This window comes from Methylobacterium mesophilicum (assembly GCF_036441335.1).
In the GTDB taxonomy this organism is placed as follows: domain Bacteria; phylum Pseudomonadota; class Alphaproteobacteria; order Rhizobiales; family Beijerinckiaceae; genus Methylobacterium; species Methylobacterium mesophilicum_B.
Genome location: NZ_MLBW01000009.1, coordinates 121202 through 145027 on the forward strand (window position 1 = coordinate 121202; position 23826 = coordinate 145027).

A 23826-nucleotide genomic window follows, 5' to 3' on the forward strand; every position below is an offset into this window, starting at 1 on the left:
AGCGCAGCGAAGCGATCCAGGGTCGCGGCAACGGCGACATGCGTGTCGCTGCTGGATCCCTTGGCTGCGCGCGCGCGGACGGCGGCGCCGCGTGGGGCGAGTCCCGTCAGAACGGACGATCGTCCGGCAGCCGCGCCGCTTCCATCTCGCCCGGCGTCGGGTCCCGGTGAACCACGATGCCGCTCGACCGATCCGCCGCGATCAGCCCGAGCCGCGCGAACCCGTCGAGCCATCCGTCCATCGGCCAGATCCCGTGCCGGTCGTGAAAGCGGGCCGCGTTGGCGACGATGTCGCGGAAGTGCTGCAGCGGCGGGTCGTAGCCCGGATGATGCTGGTGGTAGGCCCGGGGGCCGCCGAGGAACAGGATCGGCACGCCGGCCCGCTCCGCCCGGAAGGCGAGGTCGGTATCCTCCGCGCCGTAGCCCGAGAAGGTCTCGTCGAAGCCGCCGAGGCGGTCGTAGGTCGAGGCCCGCACCGCGAAGGCGAGGGACCAGAACAGGCCGGGCTGCGGCGCCGGCGCCACCGTGCCGGCGGGCGGGAAGGCCCGCACCGGGTGCGGCGCGCCGAGACGCGCCAGGTCCGTCTCGCGCCACCCGTCCGCGACCGCCCCGGCCGGCAGGTAGCCGATCTCGCAGCAGATGAGGCCGTCCCGCTCGGCCACCGCCCGGGACAGGCCCGCGACGAGCCCCGCCGAGGGGATGCAGTCCACGTCGAGGAAGATCAGCGTGTCGGCGCGGGCGGCCCGGCGTCCGGCATTGCGCGCCGCGGCCAGCGGCAGGCCGGCATGCGGGAACGGCACGCGCTCCACCGGGAAGGGCAGGGTCGGGTAGGGCGCCGCGTCGTCGCCGATCTCGACGACCACGCAGCGATCGGGCGGGTCGCCGCGGCCGAGACCCTCGAGCAGGCGTGTCAGGTGCGCGCGCCGGCCCTTGTTGAGGGTGATGACCGCGACGCTCACGGGGCGGTTCCGGCGCGCAGGACGTCGAGCCGGTACTTGTCCGTCCGCGCCTGATTCAGGACCTGGGCGAAGGGCGCGGACAGCCGGATGAAGCCCTCGGCGGCGCCGTCGCCCGAGAGCGGGTAGTCGGTCTCGCCCAGCCAGTGCACCAGCACGATGTCGCCACCGGGCACGATCGTCGCGCCGGCCCGGCGCACGAGCGCGGCGAAATCGTCCGGAGCCAGGAAGTAGAGGAACTCGGAGAGGACGATCAAGTCGAACCGCTCCTCCGGCCAGTCCGCCGGCATCGCGCCCTGCCGGACCTCGACGTGGGGGCGATCCGCGCAGCGTTCCCGGGCGGCCTCCGCGGCGGCCGGGACCAAGTCGGTGGCGAGCAGCCGCTCGCAGCGCTCGGACAGGGCGCGGGTGAAGACCCCGATGGAGCAGGCCGGCTCGAAGGCGGCCCGGTAGCGCGCCCGCGGCAGGGCCGCCAGCGTCGCCGCGTACTTGTCGCGCTCGTAGGATGACGTGGTGAAGCGCCAGGGATCCGGGTCGCTGGCGTAGATGCCGAGGAAGTAATCCTCCGGGAGGGTCTGGGTCCGCCGGGTCATGCGGGGACCGCCACGAAGCGTTCGTAGGGGCCGCAGAGCCGGTCGATCATGGCGGGCTCGAGCCGGAAGCCCGCGGGATCGTCCGCGATCAGGTCGGTGGTCTGCGATTCGTGGGCGGCGACGGCGCGCACCTTGGTCTCGCGATAGGCGGAGACGTCGAGGCGCAGGCCGGCCGGGCTCGGCCCGACCTCGGTCTCGGGCGGCAGGGTCCAGCCCCAGACGGGGTACTCGTAGACCCGCACGCCCGGCATCCGCGGCCGGGCGAGGGCGACGATCGCGGCGGCCGCCCTGTGGTCGCAATGGGGATCGTGGCGCCACGTGACGAAGACCGCGCCTGCCCCAATCGCCGCGGCCGCGCCGGCCACGGCGGACGCGGCCGCCTCGGCCTCGGGGCCGTCGCTCGGGACGTGCGCGTCCGGCAGGCGCAGGAAGGTGACGGCGTCGGGCCCGAGGCCGAGGACCGCCACGGCCCGCCGGGTCTCCGCCTCGCGCAGGGCGCGCAGCTTCTCCGGCGGGTAGAGGCGGGAATGCGTGTGCGACCCGCAGCCGTCGCTGACCACGACGAGGTGCACGGGCCGCCCCGACGCCCGGGCAGCGGCGATCAGCCCGCCGCATCCGAGGCTCTCGTCGTCGGGATGCGGCGCGACGACCACGAGACCCCGGCTTCCCAGGAGGGCATCGAGGCTCGCCACGGGCAGCGCGTCGGCGGCGGCCAGGAAGGCGTCGGCGCGCATCAGCGGCCTCCCGTCCGGTCGGCGGCCAACCGGAAGACGGCCATGGGGGAGCGCCGGTCGCACCGCGACGGGCTGCAGACGGGATCGATCACGGGACGCTCCAGGGACGGTGCGCGGGTTCGGACGTCCCCGGTTCTCAGGCGCGGCGCATGAACGCGCCATGAGCGGCGCGTTCGCAGTGGCCGGCGTGTGTCAGCGATCGTTCTCCGTGGTCAGGGCGTCGGCGCGGGTGCCCTCGTCGACGCCCCGGTCCGCCGCGAGCCGGACGCCGGGCGTCGGCGCGTCGCTGAACACCGCCCCGGCCGCGCTGAGGGCGCTGCGCAGGGCCTCGATCTGTCCGCTCGGCGCATCGCTGTAGCCGCCCTCGAAATCGCGCACGAATCGCTCGTCCAGGCCGATCTTGCCGGCGAGATCGGCCTCCGACCAGCCGAGCAGCCCGCGGGCGGCCCGCGACTGCGCCGGGGTCATGGCGAGCGCCCGGGTCCCGCTCTGCGCGCCCTCGTCCGATCCTGCCAAGGTCATCCTCCTGCTCCGCGATGATCAACAACGATCGCCACCCCGGATCGTTTCCGGTCGGTCTTCGGCCGAGCGCGACCATAATTGTGCTGAAATCCTGTCGCATCCGCCAAGGCGCAAGGATTCGGAGCGGTCTCGCGAGGGACCGGGCCGCGCGGCCGGCGCGGCGTTTCCGGAGGATGACCTGCGCGCGGCGCGCGCGACATGGGGACTGGACGATGAGAGGGGTGCTGATCGCGAGCTTGGCCTGCGCCGTGCTGGCCATGGACCTGTCGGCGGCGACGCAGGCGCAGGCGCAGATGGGCGGCTCGCCGACCGGCTTCGGCCGGGGCAACCGCCGGCCGGGCGGCGAGGAGGAGAAGAAGCCCCAGTACGTGCCGGGGGCCAAGGCCAGCGAGAAGATGTTCCCGCTGGATTCGACCTGGACCGCCGTGAGCCTGAACGGCAAGCCGTTCACGGGCGGCGACCGGCCGAGCTTCATCATCGACAAGCAGTACCGCGCCCGCGGCTACGGCGGCTGCAACACCTTCGCGGCCACCGCCTTCCCGCTCAAGGAGCAGCACATCGCCGTGGGCCCGCTCGCTCTGACCAAGAAGAGCTGCGACAAGGGCCTCGCCGCCACCGAGCAGGCCTTCTTCATCGCCCTGCGCACCTCGGCGGTGTGGGACATGGTCGGCTCGCAGCTCGTGCTCAAGAGCCCGAACGGCGAGCTGAAGTTCGACCGGGCCCTTTAAGGACCGGTTCACCACGCCGGACGAAGGCATCGGCCGGTTCAGACGCCCTTGAGGGGCGTCGAGGCTCACTCCTCGCGTATCGAGGAGGCCACGGATGCCAGTCGGGATCGGGATCGGGATCGGACGCGGGGACCCCCTGCGTCCCGCGGTGACGCGGACCTCGCGCTTCTCGGGTCCCGAGGGCTTCCATCCCGGTGCCCTGTGGCTCGCCACGGCGGTCCCGCTCCTGGCGACCGTCCTCCTCATGATCCGGCTCTTCGCCTGAGGCGGAGTCCGCGCCGGGCTGGCCGAGCGTCATCGGCAGCCGGTCGTATCCGGTCCCCGACGAAGCTCCGCGACGCGGCTCGGTTCGGGCACAGCCTCCGATCGCAACGCGACGGGCGGGAACAGGGCCGCCAGGCCCGCGGCCACGCCGTACAGGACGGGATCGGCATTCGGGCCCACCTCGGGTGGACGCAGATCGCTGGTCAGCTTCGTGCGCCGGCGGGCATCGCGCGCGTTCGCGAGCATCTGTCCGCGTCCCCGTTGTTCACCTGATCGGACTGTCAATGCCGCGCTCCGCGTTTCGTTGCCGCGGAGGTCCGATATTTCTCCCGTTCCTCACCCGCGGCCGAATCTCAGCCCCGGCGGCGGAGAATCGTCACCGGTCGACCCTCGTAGAGCGGGCAGGCGGCCGGGACGACCTCGACGATCGACGCGCTCGGGCAGCGCGCCCGGCACCGCTCGGCCGCCGCGATCTGATCGCCGCCGCAGGCATCGGCGAAGCAGAAGGTCCCGAGATCCTCGCAGGTCGCCCGGAACCGGCCGAGGGGCGCGGGCCCCCGCAGGTCCGCGGCCCCGGCCGCCTGGGTCATGAGGAGCGCCGTCAGGCCGATCAGGGCCGGGAGCCGTGCCATCTCTGTCTCCGATCCGGGTCGGTACCGCTTGCGGAGCCAGCCTAGCATTGGCAGCCTGGAGACGTCGTACCATTCCCGCGACAGGCGACGCGCGTCGTCCGCCGCGATCCCGGCCGCGCCGCGCGGCCGGGACGACCGCTCCCTCCGAAAGGCCGCCATGCCGCTCTACGCCCTCGACGAACACGTCCCCCACCTCGCCGACCCCGACCGGGTCTGGATCGCGCCCGACGCGCAGGTGGTCGGCCGCGTGCAGCTCGGCCTCGATGTCGGGATCTGGTTCGGCGCGGCCCTGCGCGGCGACAACGAGCCGATCCGCATCGGCGACCGCACCAACGTCCAGGAGGGCGTGATCATGCACGTCGATCCCGGCTTCCCCCTCGTCATCGGGACCGACGTCACGATCGGGCACGGCGCGATCGTGCACGGCTGCACCATCGGGGACGGTAGCCTCGTCGGGATGGGGGCGACGGTTCTGAACGGGGCCCGGATCGGCCGCGGCTGCCTCGTCGGCGCCAACGCGCTGGTCACCGAGGGCAAGGAGTTCCCGGACAACAGCCTGATCGTCGGGGCGCCGGCGAAGGCCGTGCGCACCCTCGACGAGGCCGCGATCGAGGGTCTGCGGCAGGCCGCCCTGCGCTACGTGGAGAATGCCCGGCGCTACCGGGCCGGGCTGCGCCGCATCGACGGCTGACGCGCCCGGGCCGCTCCCGGGCGGGAGCGGCCGGGTCACTCACTTCTTGGCCTTGCCGCGCTCGATCGCTTCCTCGATCAGGCGGTGGGCCTCCTCCTTGTCGCCCCAGCGGACGAACTTGACCCACTTGCCGGGCTCCAGATCCTTGTAGTGCTCGAAGAAGTGCTGGATCTGCTGGATCGTGATGTCGGGCAGGTCGGTGTAGTTCTCGACCCGGTCGTAGCGCTTGGTCAGGTGGCGCGAGGGCACGGCGATGATCTTCTCGTCCTCGCCGCCCTCGTCCTGCATCACCATGACGCCCACGGGGCGCGCGCTGATGATCGCGCCCGGCAGCACCGCGCGCGTGTTGGCCACCAGCACGTCGCAGGGATCGCCGTCGCCCGACAGGGTGTGGGGGATGAAGCCGTAATTGCCCGGGTAGAACATCGGCGTGTACAGGAACCGGTCGACGACCAGCGCGCCGGATTCCTTGTCCATCTCGTACTTGATCGGCTCGCCGCCGAGCGGCACCTCGACGATCACGTTGACGTCGTGCGGCGGCTTCTTGCCGAGCGGGATGGCGTCGATCTTCATGGCCTGTCGCTTCCGGAACGCGGTCTCGTCCGCTTCCCGGATCTCTTAGAGGCGCGGCCTGGCAAAGCAAATCAGTCGATGGTACGGCCCGGCAACGAGCGCTGGAAAACGTTAGCCGAAGAGAAACCCGACCTTCGGGAGCGGGAGGCCCGCTACGCGGTCCAGCACCCGCGGGCCGGCGACGCCGCCGAGCCCCTCGTAGAAGGCGCTGGCGCGGGCGTTGTCCTCGAGGCTCCAGACGCCGAGCCGCGTGAGGCCGTGATCCGCGAGGTCGTTGCGCACCGCCCGGAACAGGCGGCGGCCCAGGCCGACACCCTGGTATTCCGGGAGCAGGTAAAGTTCGTCGATCTCGGCCTCGGTGCCGAGCGTCCGGCTGCGCGTCCGTCCGTAGGCCGCGTAGCCGACGACGAGATCGCCCGTCTCGACCACCGCGATCGGGCGCCCGCGGCGCAGGGCGCCCCGCCACCACGCCCGGTCCCGGGTGGAGATCAGCCGCTCCAGGGCGACGCCCGGGATGATGCCGCGATAGGCCTCGCGCCACGACGCATCGAACACCTTGGACAAGCCGCCGAGATCGGCCTCGCGGGCCCGGCGGATGCTCGTGGTGCGCGTGCTCATGGGCCTCGGGCCTCCCATCGTCCGACCGGCGGATAACCCGCGCGGCCCGCGCAGGTTCGATGCCGATCCAGGCAGAGTGAAGGCAAGAATGGCGCCGGATCGCGTCGTCGGGCGCGTCGCCCGCCCGCCGGTCGTCGGGCGGCCGGCGAATTGCCGGGTCGGCGGGTGGCTGGTAGAGCCCGGGCTGGTCCCTTCCGGCAGCACCCCGTGTTCAACCGCTTCCTCAAGCCCGAGACGCGCTACGCGCGCCGCATGGCCCGGATCGCCCGGTTCGAGCGGCCGATCGCCGGGCCCGGCGACCGGCTGATGGCCTGGGCCAACATGCTGCTGATGGACCACGGCGTGTTCCGCCTCGCCTATCTTAACCGGCACCGGGTCGGCTCCGGCGCCCTCTGGCGCTCGGCCCAGCCCGGCCCCCACCAGCTCGCCCGCTTCCGGGCCGAGGGGGTGCGGACGATCATCTCCCTGCGCGGCGGGCGCGAGCACGGGTCCTGGCCGCTGCAGCGCGAGGCCTGCGAGCGCCACGGGCTCACGCTCGTCGAGTTCGTGCTCCGCTCGCGGGAGGCGCCGGACCGCGCCACCATCCTCGGCGCCAAGGCGTTCTTCGCCGGCATCGAGTACCCGGCCGTGATGCACTGCAAGTCCGGCGCCGACCGGGCCGGCCTCGCCTCGGCCCTGTACCTGATCCTGCACGAGGGCCGCCCGGTGGCCGAGGCCGCCCGGCAGCTCTCCGCCCGCTACGGCCATCTCCGCTTCGCCAAGACCGGCATCCTCGACGCGTTCTTCGCCCGGTACCGGATCGAAGGCGAGGCGAAGGGGATCGACTTCCTCACCTGGGTCGAGACGATCTACGACCCGGAGGCGCTCAAGCGGGATTTCCGGCCGGGCTTCTGGTCGGATCTGGCGGCGGACCGGGTGCTGCGGCGGGAGTGAGGCCTCACTCCGCCGCGGGCCGCGCCGCCTCGCGGAACGGGTGGGCCGGGTAGGTGCCGATCACCCGCAGCTCGCGCGAGAAGAAGCCGAGCTCGTCCAGCGCGCGCCTGAGGCCCGGATCCTCCGGGTGGCCGTCGACCTCGGCGTAGAACTGCGTGGCGGTGAACTCGCCGTCGACCATGTAGCTCTCGAGCTTCGACATGTTGACGCCGTTGGTCGCGAAGCCGCCGAGCGCCTTGTAGAGGGCGGCCGGGATGTTGCGGACGCGGAACACGAAGCTCGTCACGCAGGGCCCGGTGCCCTCGCCGACCGGCTCGGGCTCGGGGGAGAACACCACGAACCGGGTGGTGTTGTGCGCCTCGTCCTCGACGTCGCGCTCCAGGATGTCGAGGCCGTAGACCTCGGCGGCGAGCGCGGGCGCCAGGGCCGCCCGGCTCGGGTCGCCGATCTCGGCGATCTCCCGGGCCGCCCCGGCGGTGTCGCCGGCGACCACGGCCTTCAGGCCCAGCCGGCGGATGATCCGGCGGCACTGGCCCAGCGCGTGGACGTGGCTGTGGACGCTCCTCAGCGCCTCGAGCTTCGTGCCGGGCAGGACCATCAGCTGGAAGTGGATCGGCAGGAAGTGCTCGGCCACGATGTGCAGCGGCGAGATCGGGATCAGGTGGTGGATGTCGGCGACGCGGCCCGCGATCGAGTTCTCGATCGGGATCATCGCCCGCTGGGCGCGCCCCTCCGTGACCGCCGCGAAGGCGTCCTCGAAGGTCGGGCAGGGGAGGGGCGTCCAGTCCGGATAGGCCTCCGCGCAGATGATGTGCGAGTTGGCCCCGGGCTCACCCTGGTAGGCGATGGTGCGGTCGGTCATGGCGGCGCGGATTCGCTCGTCGGGTCAGTTCAGGCGCCGGCCCCGCAGCAGGGCGCGGGCCCGCTCCAGGTCGGCGGGGGTGTCGACGCCGAGCGGCAGGTCGTCGACGATGGCGGCATCGATGCGCATGCCGGCCTCGAGGGCCCGCAGCTGCTCCAGCTTCTCCCGCACCTCCAGCTCGCCGGGCGGCAGGGCGACGAATCGGCGGAGCGCCGTGCGCCGGTAGGCGTAGAGGCCGATATGGTGCCAGAGGGGCCCGTCGCCCCAGGGCGCGCGGGCGCGGGTGAAGTAGAGGGCGCGCAGCCGCCCGGGGGCGACCGCGTGGCCGACGAGCTTGACCACGTTGGGGTTGTCGGCCTCGTGCGGATCGGTGATCGGCGCGCAGAGGGTGACGATGTCGACGGTGCGGTCGGCGAGCGGCACGATGGAGGCGCCGATGATCGCCGGATCGATGGTCGGCAGGTCGCCCTGCACGTTGACGACCACGTCGTGGCGGCCCTCCGGATCGACGATCTCGAGCGCCTCGGCGAGCCGGTCGGAACCCGACGGGTGGTCGGCCCGGGTCATCACCGCGAGGCCGCCCGCGGCCTCGACCGTGCGGGCGATCTCCGCCGTGTCGGTGGCGACCACCACGGGGCCGATGCCCGCCTCCACGGCCCGTCGCCAGACATGGACGATCATGGCCTCGCCGGCGATGTCGGCCAGCGGCTTGTTCGGCAGGCGGGTCGCGGCGAGGCGCGCCGGGATCAGGACCAGGGGATCGGACATCGAGATTCGGATCCGGATGCGCGGATCGGGGGCCGCGGCGGGAGGCGGCCGGCTGCTTAACAGGCCGGCCCCCGGTTGTCGTCCCCCGGAAACGGGCCGGGCCGCGGTGGAGAAAAGGTGCCACCCGGTGACAAGCTGGGCAATTCGGTGGAACAATCCTGCGCTGGAGCGACGCGGAGCGCCCCTGCGGCATTGTCAGGAACCGCCCTGAACCGCTAAGGCAACCTCGAAATCTTCCAATGTCCGGTGTCCGAGCCCGCTCGCCCGTGTCGGGCGCGCGATCGGCACGGCCGAGTTGCGAGAAGAGCATGAACTCGTTCGAGGTGAACAAGGTCCTGGGTGCGGTCCTCGGCGCCCTTCTGTTCGCGGCCGGATCGGGTTTCGTCGCCGAATTGATCTACCACCCGAAGCCGGCGGGCAAAGCCGGCTACGACCTGCCCGAGCCGCAGCCCGAGGCCGCCGCCGCGGCGCCCGAGGCCAAGGTCGAGCCGATCGCCGTCCGCCTCGCCAGCGCCAATGTCGAGAAGGGTGAGGCCGGCACCAAGGCCTGCCACGCCTGCCACAGCTTCGAGAAGGGCGGCCCGAACAAGGTCGGCCCCGACCTGTACGGCATCGTCGAGCGGCCGAAGGGCGCGCATGCGGGCTTCGACTACTCGGCGGCCATGAAGGAGAAGGGCGGCTCCTGGACCTACGCCGACCTCGACGAGTTCCTGACCAGCCCGAAGGCCTACGTGAAGGGCACCAAGATGGCCTTCGCCGGCATCGCCGCGCCGCAGGAGCGGGCCAACGTCATCGCCTACCTGCGGACGCTCGCCGAAGCGCCGAAGCCGCTGCCGGCCGTCGAGAAGAGCGACGCCGCCCCTGCGGCCGCGCCCGCCGCTGCCAAGCCCGAGGACAAGCCCGCCGCCGACAAGCCGTCCGCCGACAAGCCCGCCGCCGGCAAGGCGTCCGAGGGCAAGGACAGCCCGGCCAAGCCCGCCGATACCGGCACCGCCAAGCCGGTCGACGCGAAGTCGCCCGGCAGCCCGCGCACGACCGGCGAGTCGAGCGACCGCAACGCGCCGGCCCCGCCGGCCAGCGCCCACGACGGCGACCAGCAGGGCCAGCCCTCGAGCCTGATCCCCGCCGAGCCGACCGCGCCGACGGCGCCGGCCGCCAAGGAGCCGGCCGCGAAGGCCAATCCCGAGGCGGTCGAGCGGGCGAAGGACCTGGAGGTCGGCGGCCCGACCAAGGATCTGAACGCGCCGCTGCCGACCCCGCAGCCGCTGCCGAAGGAGTAGGCGGCCCCGCCGGGTGGGGGGACGGTCCCGCCCCTCGCGTGTCTGGCGCGTTCCGCCGGCATGGCTCCGGGCGTGGCCCTTGCTCTAAGGCGGCCGCGCCCCGGCATCCTGCCGGAACGAGAACCGCGTAGGACCCCTTGGCTGATCGAAGTCCCGCCGTGCCGGAGCGCCGGGCCCCCCTGCCGCTCCTCGTCGCCGTGACCATGACCGGTACGGTAGCGCTGCACATCTTCGTGCCGGCACTGGCGGCGGCGGCCGTCGACCTCGGCACCAACGCCGCCGGCGCCCAGCTGACGATCACCGTCTACCTGATCGGGCTCGCGGGCGGTCAGCTCCTCTACGGTCCGCTCTCGGACCGGTACGGGCGGCGCCCGATCCTGATCGGCGGGCTCGGCCTCTACCTCGCCGGGCTGCTGCTCGCGATCCCCGCGCCGAATATCGGCGTCCTTCTCGTCGCCCGTGTCCTGCAGTCGCTCGGCGCCTGCGGCTCGCTGGTGATCGGCCGCGCGATGGTCCGCGACGTCTCGACCCGGGAGGACGCCGCCCGGAAGCTCGCGATCCTCACCACCGCGATGACGCTCACGCCCGCGCTGGCCCCGGCGATCGGCGGCGTGGTGAACGAGGCCTTCGGCTGGCGCGCGGTGTTCGTGGTGCTGGCCGGCCTCGTCGCGGTGCTGGGCGCGCTCGTGGTGTTCACCCTGCCCGAGACCAACCGCCACAAGGTGGCGCTGCCGGGCCTCGTCGCGGTGCTGGCCGGCTACCTGCGCCTGGTGCGGGTGCCGGTGTTCCGCGCCTACCTGGTGGCGGGGGCCTGCGGCGGCACCAGCCTCTACGCCTTCCTGGCCGTGGCGCCGTTCCTCCTCGTGGACCGGCTCGGGCGCTCGTCGCAGGAGGTGGGCTTCGACTGCCTGATCGTCGTCTTCGGCATGGTCGGCGGCGCCGTCCTGGCGAGCCGGCTCGCCGCCCGGGTGCCGATCCGCAAGGCGGCGCGGAGCGGCAACCTGCTCTGCATCGTGGCGGCGCTTTCCCTGCTGATCGTGGACCGCACCGGCATGCTCGGCGTGGTCAGCCTGATCGTGCCGCTCTTCGCCTACGCGGTGGGCGTCGGCCTGCTCAGCCCCAACGCGGTGGCGGGGCTGATGAACGTCGACCCGCACGCGGCCGGGTCGGCCTCCAGCCTCTACGGCTTCACCCAGATGACGTTCGGGGCACTGTTCACCGCCGCGGCCTCGGCGTGGCCCGCGACCTCCGCGACGCCGGTGGCGCTGGCGCTGCTCGCCGCCGGGCTGATCGCCGCGCTGGCGCTCCGGCGGGCCTGAACGGGGGTCCGAACGGTTGGGCACCGGCCCTGGAGGTGTTCGCCGCTCGGCGGACCCGTCGGCCCCTCCGTCATCGCGAGCGACAGCGAAGCGACCCGGGGTCAGCGCGCCCTCCGCAAGTGTGGCGCTACGGGATTGCTTCGCTTCGCTCGCAATGACGGCGGCTGCGTGCGGGTTGAGCTGAGCCATCCACGCGCATGCGGAAGACCAGCCCGGTGCGGATCGAAATCACCGTCAGTGAGCCGAGGCACGCCCTTCGGGACCCCGCTTCAGGTCCTGACCGCCTCGATCAGGCCCGACACGCCCGCACGGAACTCCTCGGCCAGTTCCAGCCACAGCAGGCGCGCCGGGTCGACCGGCCCCGGCAGGGTCAGGCGCCCGGGCGGAACCGGCGCGAAGCCGAAGCGGGCGTAGTAGGGCGCGTCGCCGACGAGGATCACCAGACCCTCGCCCGCCCGCCGGGCCCCCTCGATCGCCGCGCGGGTCAGGGTGCTGCCGATGCCGCGGCCCTCGAAGCTCGGATCGACCGCCAGGGGGCCGAGCATCACGAAGGGCGTCGCCCCGGTGCGCACCGGACCCATCCGGACCGAGCCGACGAGGAAGCTGCCGACCGAGGCGGTGATGCCGAGATCGATCCGCTCGGCCGCGCCCTCCCGGAGCCGGTAGGCGGTGCGGGCGAAGCGGCCGGGGCCGAAGGCCCGGGCATGGAGGCGCTCGATGGCGGGGGCATCCTCCGGCCGCTCCGGCCGGATGACGAGGGACAGATCGGTCACGGGGTACTCGCGGGTCGGACGGGCGCCGCGTAGCAGCGCCGGGCCAGACCCGCAAACCGTCGCGCTACTCGGCGGCGGCCAGCGCGGGCCGCGCGCCGCCCTGCGTCAGCCTCAGGAAGCCGAGGGCCGCGAGCCAGATCACCGCGCCGCAGGCGGAGGCGACGCCGAGGACCAGCGCGAAACCGCCGCGATCGTGCAGCAGGGCGATCGCCGGCACCACGAAGCCGCTCGCCGTGAAGCCCACGAAGTAGCGCACGCTGTAGGCGCGGGCCCGGTAGGCGGGCGGCACGTAGCGGGCGATCATCGCGTCGTTGATCACCACCTGCCCGTAGATCGCCGTCATGGCGAGGACGAGCCCGGCGAGAAGCGGCAGGCCGGTGGAGACGGCCGCGAGCCCGAGGCCCAGAGGCTGCAGCACCGAGAGCGCCACGAACAGGGACGGCAGGCTGTAGCGGTCGATCAGGCGGCCCATGGCGAGTTGCATCAGGGCGCCGAACAGGAAGACCCCGGTGGCGATGGAGCCGGTCAGGGCCAGCGGCAGCGCCTGCCCGACCCCCTCGTCGATCACCTTGGGCAGGCTGATCGTCGTCAGGTTGAAGGTCAGGCCCCCCGCGAAGATCGACAGGGCGAACATCGCCATGAGCGCCCAGGGCCGGGTCACCGGGATCACCGCGGCGCCGCCGGCCTTCCGGCCCGCGGCGTCGCCGTCGCCCGGGACCAGGGCCACGAAGGCGGCCCCGCAGGCGAGGCAGACGAGGCCGGGGACGACGAAGGCCGCGCGCCAGCCGATCGTGGCGGCGAGCAGCGCGGTCAGGCCGGAGGCCGAGGCCGCGCCGAGATTGCCCCAGACGCCGTTGATGCCGAGATCGTGCCCGAGCCGGCGGGCATGGGTCACCAGCATGGCCGAGCCGACCGGGTGGTAGATCGCCGAGGCGAGCCCGAGGACGCAGAGCCAGAGGGCGAAGGCGAGCGGTGTCGAGGCGGTCGCCACGCCCAGGCAGGACAGGCCGTAGCCGAAGAAGAACACCGCCAGCATGTTGCGCCGCCCGAACCGGTCGGCGAGCGAGCCCATCGGCAGCGAGCACAGGCCGAAGGCCACGAAGGCGCCGGTGGCGAGCCCGATCAGCTCGCCGTAGCCGAGCCCGGTCTGGGCCGCGATGGCGATGACCGCGGTCGGGTAGATCAGCAGCACGAAATGGTCGAGGGCGTGCGCGACGTTGACGAAGCGCAGGGTGCGGCGGGACAGCGTATCCGAATCCATCGCGGCGTTTCCTCCGGGACGACCCCCTGATAGCCTGACCCGATGGCTGTGTTGGGCCGGATATGTACGCGAACGGGCCAATGTTGACGGAGGCGCACGGCGCCGCGGGGCGGTCGACCGAGGCGGCCGACTACCAGGACGTGCCCCGCCCGGTCGCGGTGATGCCCAAGACCTACGCGGCCGGGATGCATCTCGCCCGGCACTTCCATCCCCGCGCGCAGCTGCTCTACGCCACGTCCGGCCTGATGATGGCGTTCGCGGAGGACGGCACCTGGGTGGTCCCCGAGGGGCACGCCCTCTGGATCCCCCCGCTTCTGCCGCACGCGGTCGCGACACACGGGGCGGTCGCGATGTGCTCCGCCTATCTCGATCCCGCCGCGGTCCGGTCCTTCCCGGCGAGTTGCCGGGTGATCGCGGTGTCGCGGCTCCTCGCCTCCGCGCTCACGGCGCTGGCCGAGGAGCCTGTGCTCTACGCAGAGGATGGCCGCGGCGGCCATCTCGCCGCCCTGGTGCTCGACGAGATCGGCCGGGCCCCCGCCACGCCGCTCGCCCTGCCACTCCCGCGCGACGCACGCCTGCGCCGGGTCTGCCTCGCGCTGATCGAGGATCCGGCCTCCGAGGCCGATCTCGACGCCTGGGCCGACCGGGCGGGCGCCAGCCGGCGGACACTCACGCGCGGGTTCCGCGCGGAGACGGGCCTCAGCTTCGGCGACTGGCGGGCGAGGGCCCGCGTCATCCGGGCGCTGGCTCTCACCGCCGAAGGGCGNTGGGCTACCGCAGCGCGCAGGCGCTGCGGACGACCGTGGCGCGGGTGCTCGGCGCCGAGCGTCCCCTCGGCGGCGGGTCGCCGTGAGCGCCGCTTAGGCCGCCTGCCGGGGCTCCTCGAACAGCTCGTCGGCGGGGCCGAAGAACTCGAACTTCACCCGATCGGCCGGGACGCCGAGGCGCAGCAGGCCGGTGGCGAGATCCCGCAGGAACGGCTTGGGACCGCACAGGTAGTAGGTCGCGCGGTCGTGCGGCGTGTGCTCCGCGAGCCAGTCCGCCGTGATCAGGCCCTGGACGTCGTAGTGCTCACCCGGCCGGTCCGCGGCTTCGGGCTCCGCGTAGAAGGTCACGAGCGTCGCGTTGCGGGCCCGCGCCGCGAGCGCCCGGGCGTGGTCGCGCAGGGCGTGCACGCGGCCGAACAGGGCGCCGTGCACGTACCAGGTCGGCCGGTCCGGGCTGTCCGCCGCGATGGTCTCGAGCATGCTGATCATCGGGGTCAGCCCGACGCCGCCGCTGACCAGCACCACGGGCGCGTCGCTCTCGGCGTCGAGGCTGAAATCGCCCGCCGGTGCGGCGACCTTCAGCACGGTGCCGGGCCGCGCGTGGTCGTGCAGCCAGTTCGAGGCGATCCCGGCCGGGCGGCCCGGCGTCGCCTCGCGCTTGACGGTGATGCGGTAGGCCCGGTCGTTCGGCGCGCAGGACACCGAGTAGTTCCGCTTCAGCACGCCGCGGCCCGGCAGGTCCAGGAGGAAGCCGAGATACTGGCCCGGCCGATGCCGCAGCACCGGGCCGCCATCGGCGGGCAGCAGGACGAAGGAGCGGATCGTCTCGCTCTCCCGGGTCACGCTGTCGACGACGAAGTCGCGCCAGCCGTTCCAGCCGCCCGGCTCGGAGGCATGGTCGCGGTAGATCGCGGCCTCCCGGCCGATCAGCAGTTCCGCCAGGAACCAGTAGGCCTCCCCCCAGGCGGTGGCGACCTCCGGCGTGGCGGCCTCACCGAGGACGTCCCGGATCGCGCCGAGGAGCGCGTCGGCCACGTGCGGGTAGTGCTCCGGCAGGATGTTCAGGGCGACGTGCTTCTGCGCGATGCGCTCCACCGCGCCCGCCAGGACGCCGAGATTGTCGATGTTGCGGGCGTAGGCGAGCACGGCCTGGGCCAGGGCCTTCGGCTGAGAGCCGGTCTCGCCGTGATGGGACTGGTTGAAGAGGTCGCGGATCTCGGCGTTCTCGAACAGGCGCTCGTACATGCGCTTCGTGATGGTGAGGCCGTGGGCCTCCAGGGCCGGCACGGTGGCCTTGATGAGAGCGACGGTGGCGGGGGAGAGGGGCGCGGGCATGGCACAGCTCTAAGGTGCATACGACATGCATCTTTTATCGCGCCTCTCGATAAGGTGCAATTAAAATATATCTTATCGGCGAGCCGTCCGGCCCCGCGTCGGCGGTGGTGCCGGTCCTCCACAGGGCGTACGGAAGCGGATCGCGGCGGGCGCCGCATCGCCCCACGGCAGAGATCGTCTTCTGGAGTCGAGATGCGCCTGACCCGCTACACGGATTACGCGCTGCGCACGCTGATCTACGTCGGGCTCCACGAGCCCGAGCAGAGTTCGATCGCGGCGATCGCGCGCGCCTACGGCATCTCGGAGAACCACCTGACCAAGGTGGTCCATCAGCTGGGACGGCTCGGCCTGATCCGGACGATCCGCGGCCGGGGCGGCGGCCTTCGGCTGGCGAAGCCGCCGGAGGAGATCGTCGTCGGTGCGGTGGTGCGCCAGACCGAGGACGACCTGGCGCTGGTCGAGTGCTTCGGCGGCGGGGCCTGCGCCATCACGGCCCCGTGCCGGCTCCGGCGGGTGCTGGGGGAGGCCCTGGCGGCGTTCCTCGCGGTCCTCGACCGTTACACGCTGGCAGACCTCCTCGGCGCGCCGGACGGCGACGCGATCGCGGCGCTGCTGGGCCTGGCCGGCCCGCCGCGCGGCGAGCTGCCGACGCCGGCCGGCATCCCCAGCCTCCCGGAAGCCTGACGGCCCGCGCGGTCAGGTCGCCCGCGCCGAGAAATCGATCCGCGGGTCGATCCAGACGTAGATCAGGTCGGACAGCAGGTTCACCGCGAGCCCGAGCAGCGAGAAGATGTAGAGCGTGGCGAACACCACCGGATAGTCGCGCCCGACGATCGCCCGGAACGACAGCTCGCCCAGGCCGTCGAGGGAGAAGATCGTCTCGATGAGCAGCGAGCCGGTGAAGAAGGCCGAGATGAAGGCGCCCGGAAAGCCCGCGATCACGATCAGCATGGCGTTGCGGAACACGTGCCCGTAGAGCACGCGCCGCTCGGACAGCCCCTTCATCCGCGCGGTCAGCACGTACTGCTTGCGGATCTCGTCGAGGAACGAGTTCTTGGTCAGCAGGGTCGAGGTGGCGAAGGCGCCGATCACCAGGGCGGTCAGCGGCAGCACCATGTGCCACGCGTAGTCGGTCACCTTGTGCCAGGGCGAGAAGCTCTCCCAACCCTCGCTGGTCAGGCCGCGCAGCGGGAACCACTGGTAGAACGAGCCGCCGGCGAACAGGATGATGAGCATCAGCCCGAACATGAAGCCCGGGATCGCGTAGCCGATGATCACCACGAAGGAGGTCGCCCGGTCGAAGCGCGTGCCGTCCGCCACGGCCTTGCGGATGCCCAGCGGGATCGAGATCGCGTAGGACAGCAGCGTCATCCACAGGCCCAGCGAGATCGAGACCGGCAGCCGCTCCTTGATCAGCTGGATGACCGTGACGTCGCGGAAGTAGCTGCGGCCGAAATCGAACCGGACGTAGTCCCAGAGCATCTTGGCGAAGCGCTCGGGCGCCGGCCTGTCGAAGCCGAACTGCTTCTCGAGCTTGGCGATGAATTCCGGGCTCAACCCCTGCGCGCCGCGGTAGCGGGAGCTGGCGTCGCCGCCGCCGCCCGACGGCCGGCTGGCGCCCCCGAGGTCGCCCGCGCCGCCGGTGACGCGGGACATGGCCCCGTCGCGCTGGCCCTGGAGCTGCGACAGCACCCGCTCCACCGGGCCGCCCGGGGCGAACTGCACGATGGTGAAGGTGATCAGCATGATCCCGAACAGCGTCGGGATCATCAGGCCGATTCGGCGCAGGATGTAGGCGAGCATGGCGTCAGTCCCGCCCGATCCGCTTGGCCTTGTCGGCGTCGAACCACCACGTCCCGGGGGCGCCGAGGTCGTATCTCGGCGGGGTCGTCGGGCGGCCGTACACGTCCCAGAGGGCGAGGCGGTGGGTCGAGGCGTACCACATCGGCACCCAGTAGCGCCCGGCCCGCAGGACCCGGTCCAGCGCCCGGCAGGCGGTGGTCAGGTCCGCCCGCGACGTCGCGTCGGCGACGGCGGTGAGCAGCGCGTCGATCGCCGGGCTCGCGATTCCCGAGAGGTTGTTCGAGCCCGCGGTCCCGGCGGAGCGGGAGCCGTAGGTCTCGCGCAGCTCCGCGCCGGGGGTGAGCCCGCTGCTGTAGCGGCGGGGCGTGACGTCGAAGTCGAAATCCTTCAGCCGCGCCTGGTACTGGGACGGGTCGACCGTGCGCAGGCTTGCCCTGATGCCGAGCAGTCCGAGGTTGCGGATGAAGGGCTGCGTGACCGCCTGGAAGACCGGATCCTCGTCGAGGAACTCGAGGGTCAGGGGCTGGCCGCCGGGCAGCAGCAGGCTTCCGCCCTGGCGGGTGCAGCCGGCCTCCCGCAGGAGCGCGTCGGCCCGCTTCAGCAGCGCCCGGTCCTGGCCGGACCCGTCGGAGACCGGCGGCACCCAGGCCTCGCCGAACACCTCGGGCGGCAGGTCCTTGAACGGCTCCAGCAGGGCGATCTCGTCGGCCGAGGGCTTGCCCGTGGCCTTGAGGTCGGAATTCTCGAAGAACGAGGCCGTGCGCCGGTAGGCGCCGTACATCAGGTTGCGGTTCGACCACTCGAAATCGAAGCACAGGCCGATCGCCTCGCGCACCCGCGGGTCGCGGAACGCCGCGCGGCGGGTGTTGATCCACCAGCCCTGCGTGCCGCTCGGCCGCGCGTCGGGCACGGTCTCGCGGACGACGCGGCCCTCGTTCATCGCCGGGAAGTCGTAGCCGGTGGCCCAGACCCGGGCGGTGAACTCCTCGCGGAACGTGAAGGCACCGCTCTTGAACGCCTCGAAGGCCACGGTGCGGTCGCGGAAATACTCGAAGCGAATCGCGTCGAAGTTGTTCTGGCCGACGTTCACCGGCAGCTCGGCGGCCCAGTAATCCGGCACGCGCTCGAGGCCGATGGACCGGCCCGGATCGACGGTGCCGACCCGGTAGGGGCCGGAACCGAGGGGCGCCTCCAGGGTCGAGGCCTCGAAGTCCCGGCCGGCGTAGTAGGCCGCGGAGAAGATCGGGAGCTGCGCGACGAACAGCGGCAGGTCCCGGGCGCGGCCCGGCTCGAAGGTCACCACGAGCCGCCCGTCGCCCTCGGCCCGGGCGTCGGTCATGGGACGGATCACCTCGGCGATCTCGGGGTGGCCCTTGTCGCGCAGGAGCTTGAGGCTGAAGGCCGCGTCCCGCGCGGTCAGCGGCGAGCCGTCGTGGAACCGCGCCTGCGGGCGCAACGCGAAGGTGTAGGTCAGGCCGTCCAGGCTGACCGTGACGGCGCGCGCCACCAGCCCGTAGAGGGCGTCCGGCTCGTCGAGGGCCCGGACCATCAGGCTGTCGAAGGTCAGGGGCATGCCGGCGGCCCCGTCGCCGCGCAGAACGTAGACGTTGAGCGTGTTGAAGGTGTTGAGCGACTGGTTGCCGGTCGTCGCGGCGAGCTGCGCCGAGAAGCGCCCGCCGCGGGGCGCCATCGGGTTCACGTAGTCGAAATGCGCGAAGTCGGGGCCGTATTTCAGCTCGCCGAAGCTGGACAGGCCGTGGCGCTCCTGCGCGTCGGCCGCCCGGGCGGGGCGCCACGGCGGCAGCGCCGCGGGCGGGGCGCCACGGCGGCAGCGCCGCGAGCGCGCCGGCCCCGAGGACCAGGCCGCGGCGGGTCGGCATCCCGGGACCGCCCGTCAACGGGGCGCCCCGGTCTTGGCGGCGAGCCTCTCGTCGTACCACCACGTCGTCGGGAAGCCCGAGCTGGCGTAGAGCGGCAGGATCGCCGGGTGGCCGAACCGGTTCCAGCGCAGCGTCCGCTGCTGGTCGGAGGACCATTGCGGGACGACGTAGTCGTGGGCGAGGAGCACCCGGTCCAGGGCCCGGGTCGCCGCGATCACGGTGTGCCGGTCCTTGGCGAAGATCACCTTCTCGATCAGGGCGTCGATGCCGGGATCCTTGATCCCGATCAGGTTGCGCGAGCCGGGCTTGTCGGCCGCGGCCGAGCCCCAGAACTCGCGCTGCTCGTTGCCCGGCGAGAGCGACTCGCCCCACGACGCCGTGGTGACGTCGAAGTCGAAGTTGCGGATGCGGTTCTGGTACTGCGCCTGGTCGATGACCCGCAGGGTGGCATCGATGCCGATCAGCTTCAGCTGCGCCGAGAACGGCAGGATGACCCGCTCGAAGGTGTTCTGGAACTCCAGGAACTCGACGGTCAGCGGCTCGCCGGTGGCCTTGCTGACCATCTTGCCGCCGCGCAGCTCGTAGCCGGCCTCGCGCAGCAGGCCGACGGCCTCGCGGAGGTTCCTGCGCACCGCCTCGGGGCCGTCGTTCACCGGGTTGGCGTAGGGGGTGGTGAAGACCGAGGCCGGGACCTTGTCCTTGACGCTCTCGAGGATCGCCTTCTCCTCGCCCTCCGGCAGGCCCGAGGAGGCCAGCTCCGAGCCGAAGAAGTAGGAGTTGATGCGCTTGTACAGGCCGTAGAACAGCGCCTTGTTCATCTCCTCGTAGTTCATCGCGAGGTTGAAGGCCCGGCGGACGCGCGGGTCCCTGAACTTGTCCCGGCGCGTGTTGAACGCGAAGGCCTGCATGATGCCCATGCCGCGCTCGGGGAACGCCTCCTTGATCAGGCGGCCCTCCTTCACGGCGGGGAAATCCTCGTAGGCGGTCGCCCAGTTCCGGGCGATGTTCTCGACCCGGAAATCGTAGAGATCGCCCTTCAGCGCCTCGACCAGCACTGTGCCGTCGCGGAAGTACTCGTAGCGCTCGGTGTCGAAGTTGTAGCGCCCGGCATTCACCGGCAGGTCCTTGCCCCAGTAATCGGGCACGCGGGTGTAGGTGGTGGTGCGGCCCGGCTCGAACTTCGCGAGGCGGTAGGGGCCCGAGCCCAGCGGCGGCTCCAGGGTCGTCTCGGTGACGCTGCGCGGCTTGCCGTTGGAATCCTTGGCGGTCCACCAGTGCTTGGGCAGGACGCGCAGCTGCCCGATCACCTGCGGCAGCTCGCGGTTGCCGCTCTCCGTGAAGGTGAAGGTCACCTCGTGCGGCCCGGTCACCTCGGCCTTGGCCACCGTCTGGTAGTAGGCGGCGTAGAACGGGCTGTTGGCCTTCAGCACGTCGAAGGACCACACCACGTCCTCGGGCGTGATCGGCTTGCCGTCGTGCCAGCGGGCGTTCTCGCGCAGCCGGTACGAGACCGAGCCGAGATCGGGGGCGATCCGCACCGCCTCGGCGAGCAGGCCGTAGGAGGTGAACGGCTCGTCCGACGACTCGGTCATCAGCGGATCGTAGATCTGCTGGATGCCGTTCTCGAGGTCGCCCTTCAGGCCGGCGACGACGATGTTGAAGTTGTCGAACCCGCCCTGGGCCCCGAACCGGACCATGCCGCCCTTGGGCGCGGCCGGGTCGGCGTAGTCGAAATGCTTGAAGTCGGGGCCGTATTTCGGCTGGCCCATCAGCGTGATCGCGTGGGTCCACTGGCCGTTTGCGGCCGGCAGGGTGGCCGGTGTGGTGGCCGGCGTCGACGGCATCGCGGCCGGTTCCTGCGCACGGGCCGGGGCGAGCTGGAGGCAGGCGACGAGGAGCGTCGCGGCGAGGAGGCGTCCAGTCACGGTCTGCGCTGTCACGGGCAGGCTGTCTCCGTTGCGTCGGGCCTGCGCGCGGCGCGGGCATCTCGAGAGTACCGGGGTCATAGGACGCGGGCGGCCACCCGTCGACCATGCGCCGCCGCACAGGGCCGCGCGCGCCGCGCCCGGCCCGCCGGGGGTCCGCGTCACGCCGCCCGCCCCCNTCGCGACGATCCGTGCCGCGGCGGGGGTAGGCGTCTCGAACGCCCTCGGCTCGCTCAACGGCCGGATCAGCCTGATGATGCTGGCCGCCTTCGCGGGTGCGGCCGAGCTCGGCCAGTTCACGGCCGGGTTCCGGTTCTTCGAGCTGGGCGCCGCGGTGGCGATCACCCTGTGCGCGCCGCCGGCGGCCCTCGACCAGCCACATGGCGAGCAGGGCGGCCGCCAGCGCGGCCAGCGCCGCGAGGCCGAGCGCCAGCGGGTAGACCTCGACGCCGCGGATATTGGCGCTGTCGCTCGGCCGGAAGCCGATCCAGTCGCTTCCGGCGAGGCGGCCGCCGCGCACCAGCGCGAGGCGCGGCACCTGGAGGCCGCCGGTCTCGGCGACCCGGCGGACCGAGCCGCCCGATCCGTCGGCCACGGCCTTCAGGCGCTCGGTGTCGCTGAACACGTCGGCGAGCTCGCGCGGGTTGGCCGGCCCGACGCTGACGAAGGCCACGAGGTTGCCCGACCGCAGGGTGTGCAGGCCCAGGGTCTCCGCGTCGAAGGTCGCGGTGAACAGGCCGGGCTCCTTCGGCTTGAGCGTCAGCGTCGTCACCTTGCCGGTGGGCCCCGTGACGGTGACCGGCTCGGCCTGGTCCGCCATCGTCTGGCGCTCGACCCGCACCTCGCGGCCGCGCCCGGTGGTCTGGGCGCGCAGGGCCTCCTCCTCCAGGGCCGGCTCCTTCATCAGCCAGTGGCCGAGGCGGCGCAGCAGGTCGAGATAGGGGCCGCCCTCCTGATAGCCCCGTGCCCAGAGCCAGGCATGGTCGGACAGGAGCAGGGCGACGCGGCCCTTGTCCTCGCGCGACAGCGCGAGCAGCGGCAGGTTGTCGGCCCCCGACAGGATCGGCTGGATGCCGGCCCGGGTCCGGGCCTCGACGATGCGCAGCCAGTCGCCCCAGGCGGGCGGGTTCGCGTCCGAGCCCGGCAGGTCGCGGGTCACCGGGTGGCGCTGGCCGACTTGCGTCGGCGTCGCCTTGTAGGGCTTCTCGACGACCCGGCCGTCGGGGTCGCCCGGCAGGATGCCGGCGAGCCGCGTGCGGGCGAGGCTCGCCGGTCCGGCGAATTCGGGGCCGGCGGCGATCAGCAGGGCGCCGCCCTCGCGGACGTAGCGGACGATGTTGTCGAAATAGGCCTGCGGCAGCACGCTCTGGTTGGCGTAGCGGTCGAAGATGATCAGGTCGAAGTCCTTGATCTTCTGGACGAACAGCTCGCGCGTCGGGAAGGCGATCAGGGAGAGTTCCGAGATCGGCGTGCCGTCCTGCTTCTCCGGCGGGCGCAGGATCGTGAAGTGGACGAGGTCGACGTTGGCGTCCGACTTCAGGAGGTTGCGCCACGTGCGCTCGCCCTGGTGCGGCTCGCCGGAGACGAGCAGCACCCGGAGCTTCTCGCGGATGCCCTCGATCGGCAGGACCGCCCGGTTGTTGACCGTGGTGAGCTCGCCCGGCAGCGGCTCGACCTCGATCTCCACCACGTTCGGGCCGCCGTGCTCGATGCGCAGGTTGAGGGCGAACGGCTTGTCGGTGGCGACGTCCCGCCGGCCGATCTCCTCGCCGTCGCGGCGCACCGTGACCACAGCGTGGCCGGTCCCGCCGCGCTCCATGACCTCGGCGCGGATCGTCAGATCCTTGCCGACGATGCCGAAGCGCGGCGCCTCCAGGAGCTTGATCTGCCGGTCGCGCTCGTCCGGGTGTCCGGTGACGAGGACGTGGAGCGGGGCCTTGATCCCGAGCTGGGCCAGGGACGCGGGAATATCGTGCACCACGCCGTCGGTGAGCATCACGATCCCGGCGAGGCGCTCCGGCGGCACGTCGGCCAGCGCCTGGCTCAGGGCGGTGAACAGCTTGGTGCCGTCGTCGCCGTCCTTGGAATCCGGCACGTCGATGAAGCGGGGCTCGATATCGGTGAGCGCGCCGAACCGGCGCTGCAGCTCGGCGCGGACCGCGTCGGTCATCTGCGGCCGGTCGCCGAGCTGCTGGGACCCGGACCGGTCGACCACGATGGCGGCCACGTCCTTCACGGGCTCCCGGTCCTCCCGCACCAGCGCCGGGTTGGTCAGCGCTGCCAGCACCAAGGCGAGGACGAGGACGCGGAGCAGGGCGGTGCGGCCGCGGGCCAGCACGGCGAACACCGCCAGGACGGCGACGATCCCGCCGAGGACGGCGATGGCCGGCCAGGGCAGGAGGGGGGTGAAGCTGAGGCTCAGCATGACGGTCCGGCCTCGAGCATCTGGTTTGTCGAAGCGCTGTCCTTTTCCCGGGCGCATGGAGCGTCAGCGGAATGTGACCCGGGATCCGCCACGAGACGTCGCGAAGCGTCCGGATGGCTCATACCGTGCCGCTGCGCGGCGCTCCTCGCGCTGGGTCCCGGATCACCTTCCACTGCGCTCCAGGC

The 23826-nt window shown here is 72.4% G+C and carries 23 protein-coding genes and 2 pseudogenes; 8 read left to right on the forward strand and 17 right to left on the reverse strand.

The features are described 5' to 3' along the window. Nucleotides 1–106: 106 nt before the first annotated feature. From MMR14E_RS07305 to MMR14E_RS07320, 4 genes are all read right to left on the reverse strand, one after another. Entirely contained in the window at nucleotides 107–958 is an 852-nt protein-coding gene (locus tag MMR14E_RS07305; protein ID WP_331313489.1) for a glycosyltransferase family 2 protein, read from the reverse strand. Further along, nucleotides 955–1548 carry an SAM-dependent methyltransferase gene (locus MMR14E_RS07310; RefSeq protein WP_331313490.1) on the reverse strand — a complete coding sequence of 198 codons (594 nt, stop codon included), beginning with the start codon at nucleotides 1546–1548 and terminating at the stop codon, nucleotides 955–957. Before MMR14E_RS07310 ends, MMR14E_RS07305 begins: the two co-directional genes overlap by 4 nt. Then, nucleotides 1545–2282, reverse strand: coding sequence for a PIG-L deacetylase family protein (locus tag MMR14E_RS07315; RefSeq protein WP_331313491.1), 738 nt, complete (start codon nucleotides 2280–2282; stop codon nucleotides 1545–1547). Before MMR14E_RS07315 ends, MMR14E_RS07310 begins: the two co-directional genes overlap by 4 nt. A 192-nt stretch (nucleotides 2283–2474) precedes the next feature. Beyond that, nucleotides 2475–2798: an XRE family transcriptional regulator gene (locus MMR14E_RS07320; protein ID WP_331313579.1), complete on the reverse strand. Its 324-nt coding sequence runs from the start codon at nucleotides 2796–2798 to the stop codon at nucleotides 2475–2477. 218 nt (nucleotides 2799–3016) lie between these two features. Between MMR14E_RS07320 and MMR14E_RS07325 the strand changes: the two genes are divergently transcribed. Together MMR14E_RS07325 and MMR14E_RS07330 are read left to right on the forward strand one after the other, a co-directional pair. Further along, nucleotides 3017–3532, forward strand: coding sequence for an META domain-containing protein (locus tag MMR14E_RS07325; RefSeq protein WP_331313492.1), 516 nt, complete (start codon nucleotides 3017–3019; stop codon nucleotides 3530–3532). Nucleotides 3533–3626: 94 nt separating this feature from the next. Continuing rightward, nucleotides 3627–3797: a hypothetical protein gene (locus tag MMR14E_RS07330; protein WP_331313493.1), complete on the forward strand. Its 171-nt coding sequence runs from the start codon at nucleotides 3627–3629 to the stop codon at nucleotides 3795–3797. A 29-nt stretch (nucleotides 3798–3826) separates the two neighbouring features. Here the strand turns inward: MMR14E_RS07330 and MMR14E_RS07335 are convergent, their stop codons facing one another. Both MMR14E_RS07335 and MMR14E_RS07340 read right to left on the reverse strand, forming a co-directional pair. After that, complete coding sequence (locus MMR14E_RS07335) at nucleotides 3827–4042, reverse strand: hypothetical protein (protein ID WP_331313494.1); 216 nt, start codon at nucleotides 4040–4042, stop codon at nucleotides 3827–3829. 107 nt (nucleotides 4043–4149) lie between these two features. Then, nucleotides 4150–4428 carry a hypothetical protein gene (locus MMR14E_RS07340; protein WP_331313495.1) on the reverse strand — a complete coding sequence of 93 codons (279 nt, stop codon included), beginning with the start codon at nucleotides 4426–4428 and terminating at the stop codon, nucleotides 4150–4152. Between the two features lie 157 nt (nucleotides 4429–4585). Here MMR14E_RS07340 and MMR14E_RS07345 point away from each other — a divergent pair, with 157 nt between their 5' ends. Beyond that, nucleotides 4586–5119: a gamma carbonic anhydrase family protein gene (locus MMR14E_RS07345; RefSeq protein ID WP_331313496.1), complete on the forward strand. Its 534-nt coding sequence runs from the start codon at nucleotides 4586–4588 to the stop codon at nucleotides 5117–5119. Between the two features lie 39 nt (nucleotides 5120–5158). Here the strand turns inward: MMR14E_RS07345 and ppa are convergent, their stop codons facing one another. Together ppa and MMR14E_RS07355 are read right to left on the reverse strand one after the other, a co-directional pair. Next, on the reverse strand, nucleotides 5159–5692 hold the full coding sequence (ppa, locus tag MMR14E_RS07350) for an inorganic diphosphatase (RefSeq protein WP_020092642.1): 534 nt from the start codon (nucleotides 5690–5692) through the stop codon (nucleotides 5159–5161). A 111-nt stretch (nucleotides 5693–5803) separates the two neighbouring features. Then, nucleotides 5804–6310 carry an N-acetyltransferase gene (locus MMR14E_RS07355; RefSeq protein WP_331313497.1) on the reverse strand — a complete coding sequence of 169 codons (507 nt, stop codon included), beginning with the start codon at nucleotides 6308–6310 and terminating at the stop codon, nucleotides 5804–5806. Nucleotides 6311–6517: 207 nt separating this feature from the next. Between MMR14E_RS07355 and MMR14E_RS07360 the strand changes: the two genes are divergently transcribed. After that, nucleotides 6518–7243, forward strand: coding sequence for a tyrosine-protein phosphatase (locus MMR14E_RS07360; protein ID WP_331313498.1), 726 nt, complete (start codon nucleotides 6518–6520; stop codon nucleotides 7241–7243). Nucleotides 7244–7247: 4 nt separating this feature from the next. Here the strand turns inward: MMR14E_RS07360 and MMR14E_RS07365 are convergent, their stop codons facing one another. Both MMR14E_RS07365 and MMR14E_RS07370 read right to left on the reverse strand, forming a co-directional pair. Continuing rightward, nucleotides 7248–8105: a prephenate dehydratase gene (locus MMR14E_RS07365; RefSeq protein ID WP_331313499.1), complete on the reverse strand. Its 858-nt coding sequence runs from the start codon at nucleotides 8103–8105 to the stop codon at nucleotides 7248–7250. A gap of 24 nt (nucleotides 8106–8129) precedes the next feature. Next, the gene (locus MMR14E_RS07370) at nucleotides 8130–8873 is read right to left on the reverse strand and encodes a 3-deoxy-manno-octulosonate cytidylyltransferase (RefSeq protein ID WP_331313500.1); all 744 of its coding nucleotides are present in this window, start codon (nucleotides 8871–8873) and stop codon (nucleotides 8130–8132) included. Between the two features lie 308 nt (nucleotides 8874–9181). Between MMR14E_RS07370 and MMR14E_RS07375 the strand changes: the two genes are divergently transcribed. Both MMR14E_RS07375 and MMR14E_RS07380 read left to right on the forward strand, forming a co-directional pair. Further along, nucleotides 9182–10153 (forward strand): cytochrome c family protein, encoded by a 972-nt coding sequence (locus MMR14E_RS07375; protein WP_331313501.1) that lies wholly within the window; start codon nucleotides 9182–9184, stop codon nucleotides 10151–10153. Between the two features lie 158 nt (nucleotides 10154–10311). Beyond that, on the forward strand, nucleotides 10312–11472 hold the full coding sequence (locus tag MMR14E_RS07380) for a multidrug effflux MFS transporter (RefSeq protein ID WP_331313580.1): 1161 nt from the start codon (nucleotides 10312–10314) through the stop codon (nucleotides 11470–11472). 269 nt (nucleotides 11473–11741) lie between these two features. Here MMR14E_RS07380 and MMR14E_RS07385 read toward each other — a convergent pair whose 3' ends face one another. Further along, nucleotides 11742–12245, reverse strand: a complete 504-nt coding sequence (locus MMR14E_RS07385) for an N-acetyltransferase (protein ID WP_331313502.1) — start codon at nucleotides 12243–12245, stop codon at nucleotides 11742–11744. A gap of 64 nt (nucleotides 12246–12309) precedes the next feature. Continuing rightward, nucleotides 12310–13506, reverse strand: a complete 1197-nt coding sequence (locus MMR14E_RS07390; protein WP_331313503.1) for an MFS transporter — start codon at nucleotides 13504–13506, stop codon at nucleotides 12310–12312. Nucleotides 13507–13754: 248 nt separating this feature from the next. Between MMR14E_RS07390 and MMR14E_RS07395 the strand changes: the two are divergent. Beyond that, a pseudogene (locus MMR14E_RS07395) lies at nucleotides 13755–13898 on the forward strand (AraC family ligand binding domain-containing protein); the annotation flags it as partial. A 468-nt stretch (nucleotides 13899–14366) separates the two neighbouring features. Here MMR14E_RS07395 and hmpA read toward each other — a convergent pair. Continuing rightward, nucleotides 14367–15608: an NO-inducible flavohemoprotein gene (hmpA, locus tag MMR14E_RS07400; protein ID WP_331313504.1), complete on the reverse strand. Its 1242-nt coding sequence runs from the start codon at nucleotides 15606–15608 to the stop codon at nucleotides 14367–14369. 192 nt (nucleotides 15609–15800) lie between these two features. On the opposite strand from hmpA, the gene MMR14E_RS07405 reads away from it, so the two are divergent. Further along, nucleotides 15801–16292 carry an Rrf2 family transcriptional regulator gene (locus MMR14E_RS07405; RefSeq protein WP_331313581.1) on the forward strand — a complete coding sequence of 164 codons (492 nt, stop codon included), beginning with the start codon at nucleotides 15801–15803 and terminating at the stop codon, nucleotides 16290–16292. 12 nt (nucleotides 16293–16304) lie between these two features. On the opposite strand, the gene MMR14E_RS07410 is transcribed toward MMR14E_RS07405, so the two are convergent. From MMR14E_RS07410 to MMR14E_RS07425, 4 genes and pseudogenes are all read right to left on the reverse strand, one after another. Beyond that, a complete protein-coding gene (locus MMR14E_RS07410) occupies nucleotides 16305–17411 on the reverse strand; it encodes a microcin C ABC transporter permease YejB (protein ID WP_331313505.1) in 1107 nt (368 codons plus the stop codon). Nucleotides 17412–17415: 4 nt separating this feature from the next. Further along, the gene (locus MMR14E_RS07415; protein WP_419539311.1) at nucleotides 17416–19101 is read right to left on the reverse strand and encodes an extracellular solute-binding protein; all 1686 of its coding nucleotides are present in this window, start codon (nucleotides 19099–19101) and stop codon (nucleotides 17416–17418) included. 204 nt (nucleotides 19102–19305) lie between these two features. Next, nucleotides 19306–21231 (reverse strand): extracellular solute-binding protein, encoded by a 1926-nt coding sequence (locus tag MMR14E_RS07420; protein ID WP_331313506.1) that lies wholly within the window; start codon nucleotides 21229–21231, stop codon nucleotides 19306–19308. Between the two features lie 334 nt (nucleotides 21232–21565). Next, a pseudogene (locus MMR14E_RS07425) lies at nucleotides 21566–23641 on the reverse strand (hypothetical protein); the annotation flags it as partial. Nucleotides 23642–23826 lie beyond the last annotated feature (185 nt).

Bases quoted from the DNA above. Each gene is read 5' to 3' on its own strand.
- MMR14E_RS07315 (WP_331313491.1), bottom strand. From the start codon at position 2,282: ATGCGCGCCGACGCCTTCCTGGCCGCCGCCGACGCGCTGCCCGTGGCG.
- MMR14E_RS07330 (WP_331313493.1), top strand. From the start codon at position 3,627: ATGCCAGTCGGGATCGGGATCGGGATCGGACGCGGGGACCCCCTGCGT.
- MMR14E_RS07335 (WP_331313494.1), bottom strand. From the start codon at position 4,042: ATGCTCGCGAACGCGCGCGATGCCCGCCGGCGCACGAAGCTGACCAGC.
- MMR14E_RS07410 (WP_331313505.1), bottom strand. From the start codon at position 17,411: ATGCTCGCCTACATCCTGCGCCGAATCGGCCTGATGATCCCGACGCTG.
- MMR14E_RS07415 (WP_419539311.1), bottom strand. From the start codon at position 19,101: ATGGCGCCCCGCGGCGGGCGCTTCTCGGCGCAGCTCGCCGCGACGACC.
- MMR14E_RS07325 (WP_331313492.1), top strand. From the start codon at position 3,017: ATGAGAGGGGTGCTGATCGCGAGCTTGGCCTGCGCCGTGCTGGCCATG.
- hmpA (WP_331313504.1), bottom strand. From the start codon at position 15,608: ATGCCCGCGCCCCTCTCCCCCGCCACCGTCGCTCTCATCAAGGCCACC.
- MMR14E_RS07345 (WP_331313496.1), top strand. From the start codon at position 4,586: ATGCCGCTCTACGCCCTCGACGAACACGTCCCCCACCTCGCCGACCCC.
- MMR14E_RS07375 (WP_331313501.1), top strand. From the start codon at position 9,182: ATGAACTCGTTCGAGGTGAACAAGGTCCTGGGTGCGGTCCTCGGCGCC.
- MMR14E_RS07405 (WP_331313581.1), top strand. From the start codon at position 15,801: ATGCGCCTGACCCGCTACACGGATTACGCGCTGCGCACGCTGATCTAC.
- ppa (WP_020092642.1), bottom strand. From the start codon at position 5,692: ATGAAGATCGACGCCATCCCGCTCGGCAAGAAGCCGCCGCACGACGTC.
- MMR14E_RS07310 (WP_331313490.1), bottom strand. From the start codon at position 1,548: ATGACCCGGCGGACCCAGACCCTCCCGGAGGATTACTTCCTCGGCATC.
- MMR14E_RS07340 (WP_331313495.1), bottom strand. From the start codon at position 4,428: ATGGCACGGCTCCCGGCCCTGATCGGCCTGACGGCGCTCCTCATGACC.
- MMR14E_RS07355 (WP_331313497.1), bottom strand. From the start codon at position 6,310: ATGAGCACGCGCACCACGAGCATCCGCCGGGCCCGCGAGGCCGATCTC.
- MMR14E_RS07370 (WP_331313500.1), bottom strand. From the start codon at position 8,873: ATGTCCGATCCCCTGGTCCTGATCCCGGCGCGCCTCGCCGCGACCCGC.
- MMR14E_RS07390 (WP_331313503.1), bottom strand. From the start codon at position 13,506: ATGGATTCGGATACGCTGTCCCGCCGCACCCTGCGCTTCGTCAACGTC.
- MMR14E_RS07365 (WP_331313499.1), bottom strand. From the start codon at position 8,105: ATGACCGACCGCACCATCGCCTACCAGGGTGAGCCCGGGGCCAACTCG.